The organism is Vibrio sp. YT-16, assembly GCF_033337405.1.
GTDB classification, from domain to species: Bacteria; Pseudomonadota; Gammaproteobacteria; order Enterobacterales; family Vibrionaceae; genus Vibrio; species Vibrio alginolyticus.
The window spans coordinates 1-5,258 of record NZ_JAWOQQ010000037.1 but is presented as its reverse complement, the minus strand read 5'-3'; the positions used below and the strand labels follow the sequence as shown (position 1 = coordinate 5,258).

Genomic DNA, 5,258 nt, shown 5'->3' with positions numbered 1-5,258 from the left:
ACCCACCTCCGCAGCCATTTATTGGTGTGGTCTACAGAGGATTATGTCTTTTTAGAGGGGAAAATCCCTAGAACCCCTTAGCGGTAGGTTGCCAGAAGCTCTACGGCTCCAACAAGAAGTGGAAAAAGCGGTATGGCTATCATAAGCGCTCTCTGTCAGAGACCGCAATGTACCGAGTAAAACAGTTGCTAGGTGGGAAATTAAGTCTAAGAAATTACAACGCTCAGGTTGGCGAGACTTACGCCATGATCAAAGCACTGAACAAACTTACAGGGCTTGGTATGCCTGAAACTCAGTATATTGTATAAAAGTCGCTCAACTTTAGGAGGTTTGGTTTCTCGTCTGAATTACGCAACAAAGCCAAGCGGAAAAGAGCCCAAAAAATAAGTCATTTAATAGCAAAAAATGTGTCCTTTAATGTTTAAAGGTTGTCATTGTCCCTCAGAAGTTATTCTTGAAACCATCCGTTACTACCTAGCTTACAAACTCATTTATCGCGAAATTGAAGACATACAGCTCGAGCGTAGCGTGATTGTGGACCATGCCACCATCAATCGTGGGTTATTAAATTCACACCTATCCTAGAGCACTGTTTTCGATGTAAAAAAGAAGACTGTGTCTGGCTCGTGGCGGATGGATGAGACCTACATTAAAGTCAAAGGTAAGTGGCTCTACTACCGTGCTGTCGATAAATTTGGGCTGTCGTGGATTATTACCTCAGTCCCAACCGTGATTAAGCTGCGGCGAAGGCCTTTCTGAATAAGGCGTTGGCTCAAAATGGCTTGCCTGAGGAAGTGGTCATTAACGGAAGCAAAAGTAACTACGCAGCATTGGATGCCCTGAATGTGCAACTGTGGTTAACGGGTTAATTCATGCTGTCACTTGTTGAAACTCTGGACATAAAATATCTGAATAACATCGTTGAACAAAGCCACCATTGGGTTAAACAGAAGACTCGGCAAGCTTTGGAATGGAAGTCAGTTGAAGGAACGATGACAAGTATTCATAGCCGAGAAATGTGGACGATGCTCAAACGCGATCAGATAGATGTTTCTGGATAAACTGTCTGTGAGCGCTTTTATGGGCTCGCAGAATAATGGTATCTGGAGGATTGAACTGTCACGTCACTACATCTATTTGCGACAGAATCCGTTAAAGAGATAGAAACAGTAATCAACGAATATGGGAAACAGTCTAAAGTTCTATCCTTTGAACTTACTAGCATAACCAACAATAAATAGCCGCTACACTCAACTGCGTTTCATCTTCCTTTGTTTTACCCTGTTATCATCTTGGAGAAATCGAGTGGCAACCATGAAAGACGTCGCGGACATGGCTGGCGTATCTACGGCAACAGTCTCGCGTGTTATCAATCGCACCAGTTACGTCGAACCAGTGACGCAAGAACGAGTCGAGCGCGCGATTAAAGAGCTCAACTACCGCCGAGATGCACGAGCAACGGCGTTAGCGAACCGCAGCAATAATACGCTTGGCCTATTAACTGGTAACTTAGCCGATCCATTCTTCGCTTTGATCGCCAAGAGCGTTGAAGAAGTGGCCCGTGCCAATGGTTGCCAGTTGGTCGTGGTTAGCGGCGGGCACAATGCGCAACGAGAAAAAGAAGGGCTCGATTTTCTCATCAGTCAGGGTTGTGACGCTATGGTCGTACACTCAAAGATGCTCGATGACACCACGCTGATGCAATACGCAGCGCAGCTTCCGGCGATGGTGTTGCTCAACCGCACCATTGCACAAATCTCCAATCGTTCTGTCTGGGTAGACAGCCGAGTCGGTGCGCGCAAATCGGTCGAATATTTGATTCAGCAAGGTCATCGCAAGATCGCCTGTGTCACCAGTGACTTACCCATTGAAGATCGAACCGACCGCCTTGAAGGTTATCGAGACGCAATGAATGCAGCCAATTTAGCTATCCCAACGGGTTGGGTAATTAACCAAAACTTCAGCGAGTCTGGAGGAGAACAAGCAGGTCGCCAGCTTATTCAATCCTGTCCAGGTGTCACTGCGGTGGTGACATTTAACGACGTAATGGCAGCGGGCTTAATGGCAAGTTTGCATGAGCAGGGTTTGTCGGTCCCAGATGATATCTCCGTGGTTGGATTTGATGATGTGTTACTTGCTCGCTACCTCTACCCACGATTGACCACCATGCATAACCCGATTGATGAAATGTCGACTTATGCGGCGAAACTGGCGCTAAATTTGAGTAAAGATGGTTATTCTCCACCAAACTTACATCAATTCGAAGCAAGCTTAGTCAGCCGCCAAACCGTCAAAGCAATAAAAAAGATCGGATAAAACTGTGATGAATCTTACATTCGTACACCTCATGTAATCGCTTACATGAAAACAACACACCGCTCTCATTTTGCCTGCTATGTGACCGTTACTATCCATTCCGAACAAACCCTACATCGATACTGAGGATAAATAACATGACAAATTCTAAGCCTCTGCCGTCGTTCGGATTAGCACTCGCCCCTATTGCGGTGATGTTTGCGCTTCTGGCTGTCGGATACGGAATACTTGGACTTCGCATTGAAGTTCTGTTGCTGATTTCAGCTGCCTTTACTGGTCTTATCGCGTGGAAGATCGGTTACAACTGGGATGACATCATTAACGCCATCGTAGAAAAGCTGGCGAAGGCGATGCCAGTCATTCTGATTTTGGTCTCGGTTGGTGGTTTGATTGCCAGCTGGATGGTCAGCGGCACAATCCCTTACATGGTTTACTGGGGACTAAAAGTCATCAGCCCTGAATACATTCTTATTGCCGCTTTCTTTGTGACCAGTGTCGTTTCCGTTTGTACCGGTACGTCTTGGGGCTCAGCAGGTACTGTTGGTGTCGCACTAATGGGCGTGGCAGCAGGTCTTGATGTATCGCTCGCAGCTGCGGCTGGTGCTGTGGTATCTGGCGCGTACTTTGGTGACAAAATCTCACCGTTATCAGATTCAACCAACTTTGCGCCTGTCGTTTCAGGCACCACCTTGTACGAACACATTCAACACATGCTTTACACCACCCTACCGGGCTTTGTGATTGCGTCTGTCGTCTTCTTCTTTGCGGGTCAAAGCGCTGATATCGCGAACATTCACGAGCCAGAGAAAGTTGTTCAAATCATCTCAGGCTTAGATAATCTATACAACTTCAACATTCTACTTCTTATCCCGCCAGTGATGATTCTATGGGGCGCGTTAACTAAGAAGCCAGTTCTGCCACTGATGCTTGGCGCATCGGCTATCGCGATTGTTTTAGGCATGTTTTTCCAAGACTTCACACTAAAACAAGGCTTCCAAGCTTACGTAGACGGCTTCAACCTAGCCATGTTTGAGGCAAATGGTCACAGCGTAAATGGCTTAGTGCCAGATATCGCTAAACTGCTTAACCGTGGCGGTCTGTTCTCAATGATGAGCACGATTTTGTTGGTATTCTGTGCCTTTGCCTTCGCTGGTATTTTGAGCCTAACTGGCGCACTAAACGTGGTGCTAGGCAAATTCCTACATGCGATTCACACCACGGGCCAGCTGATTGCTTCGACCGTTGTGGCAACCATCACTGTGGTTTTCACCACTTCTGACGGCAAGCTAGCGCTGTTGATTCCGGGTGAGTTATTCCAAAACGCTTACCGCAAAATGGGCTTAGACACTAAGAACCTGTCTCGAACCATCGAAGATGCAGGCACCATTATCGAACCATTGGTTCCTTGGACAGCCGCAGGTATCTACATGGCAGGTACGCTAGGCGTGGCAACGTTGGATTACCTACCATGGGCGATTCAATGTTACACCGGCGTCATCTTCGCTCTGATTTATGGCTTCACTGGCTTTGGTATCGCAAAAGCCAAGCCAGAACAAAACGAACAACAGATTGCTGAAGAGCATTCAAATACACCAGCAGTAGAAACAAAATAAGGTAAATCATTGATGAACGCTTTCGACCAAATTCTGAACCGCAAGGAAAGTGGCTCTGTTAAATGGGACTTTATGCAGCAAAAGCTGGGATTGGCTGGGACGGATTTACTCCCGATGTGGGTATCCGATTACGATTTTAAAGCGCCACAAGTGGTGCTAGACGCACTACAACAGCGTGTGGAGCATGGGATTTTTGGGTACGCAGAACGTGATGATGCGTACTACCAAGCCACTATCGATTGGTATCAGAACCAGCATGATACCCACGTTGAGCGTGAGTGGATCACTACCGTGCATGGCGTACTTCCTGGACTCGCGATGGCATTACAAATGCTCACCGACAAAGGTGATGGCATCGTGATGCAGAGTCCGGGATATGGCTCCTTCCGTAAGATCATTGAATTCAACGATCGTGTTGTCGTCGAGAACCCACTGAAGGAAACCGACGGTGAATATCAACTCGACTTTGATCATCTTGAAACCTGCTTTGCTAATGGCGCAAAAGCAATGATCTTCTGCAACCCTCATAACCCAACGGGGCGAGTTTGGTCTGAAAGTGAAATGACAAAGGTTGCCGAGCTGTGTGAGCAATACCAAGTGTGGCTGCTGAGTGATGAAATATGGGGGGATTTAGTGGTTGGCGATATGCAGTACTACTCGGCTTTGCGTCTTCCACAAAATCTCACAAAACGTCTGATCGTAGCTACGGCTGCAAGTAAGACGTTTGGCTTGTCTTCACTGCGAATCTCTAACTTTATGATTCCAGATGAATCACTCCGAGCACTGTTTACTCGCAGGCTAGATGCGCATGGCATGGACGTGTTCAATAGTCTATCAATGAGTGCCGCGACTATCGCGTATCAAGAGTGCTCCGGTTGGTTGGTGGACTTAAAAGACTACCTGCGAGCCAACATCGCTAAACTTGAGCTGTTTGTAGAAACGGAACTGCCAGATGTGAGATTTGTCGCCCCACAAGCAGGCTATTTGGCTTGGTTAGATTGTCGTGCGCTTAAAGTGACCGACTCCGAGCTGGAACAAAAATTTGTATCGGCAGGGCTTGTCCCGAGCATGGGCATAGCTTTCGGCAAAGAAGGCTCTGGCTTTGTTCGCCTTAATCTAGGCTGCCCAGCAGGAACACTGGATGAGGCTTTGGTAAGAATCAAACTCGCGCTAAGCTAGCTATACAAACAGCAGATAACACAAAGCTACGCTTCTCGCATTGAGACGTGGCTTTTTGTTTATGGGGTAAGAGGCTTAGCGTATGGAATGGACTTCCTCCCTATCACTCAGCCGTTAGTTCTGAGATGATAAATTCACCATTTCATACGG

At 47.1% G+C, this 5,258-nt stretch carries 3 protein-coding genes and 2 pseudogenes; all 5 read left to right on the top strand.

Annotated elements, in window-relative coordinates; translation table 11 throughout:
* Positions 1–77 precede the first annotated feature (77 nt).
* Positions 78–308: pseudogene (locus R7F07_RS24310) on the top strand (IS5/IS1182 family transposase); the annotation flags it as partial.
* Between the two features lie 97 nt (positions 309–405).
* Positions 406–1,061: pseudogene (locus tag R7F07_RS24305) on the top strand (IS6 family transposase).
* A gap of 244 nt (positions 1,062–1,305) precedes the next feature.
* Positions 1,306–2,316, top strand: coding sequence for a LacI family DNA-binding transcriptional regulator (locus R7F07_RS24300; protein WP_318110582.1), 1,011 nt, complete (start codon positions 1,306–1,308; stop codon positions 2,314–2,316).
* A gap of 137 nt (positions 2,317–2,453) precedes the next feature.
* Positions 2,454–3,929, top strand: coding sequence for a Na+/H+ antiporter NhaC (nhaC, locus tag R7F07_RS24295; protein WP_020195535.1), 1,476 nt, complete (start codon positions 2,454–2,456; stop codon positions 3,927–3,929).
* A gap of 12 nt (positions 3,930–3,941) precedes the next feature.
* Positions 3,942–5,108, top strand: a complete 1,167-nt coding sequence (locus R7F07_RS24290; protein ID WP_318110581.1) for a MalY/PatB family protein — start codon at positions 3,942–3,944, stop codon at positions 5,106–5,108.
* Positions 5,109–5,258 lie beyond the last annotated feature (150 nt).

Excerpts from the sequence above, each read along its gene's own strand:
- nhaC (WP_020195535.1), top strand. The coding sequence starts at position 2,454 with ATGACAAATTCTAAGCCTCTGCCGTCGTTCGGATTAGCACTCGCCCCT.
- R7F07_RS24290 (WP_318110581.1), top strand. The coding sequence starts at position 3,942 with ATGAACGCTTTCGACCAAATTCTGAACCGCAAGGAAAGTGGCTCTGTT.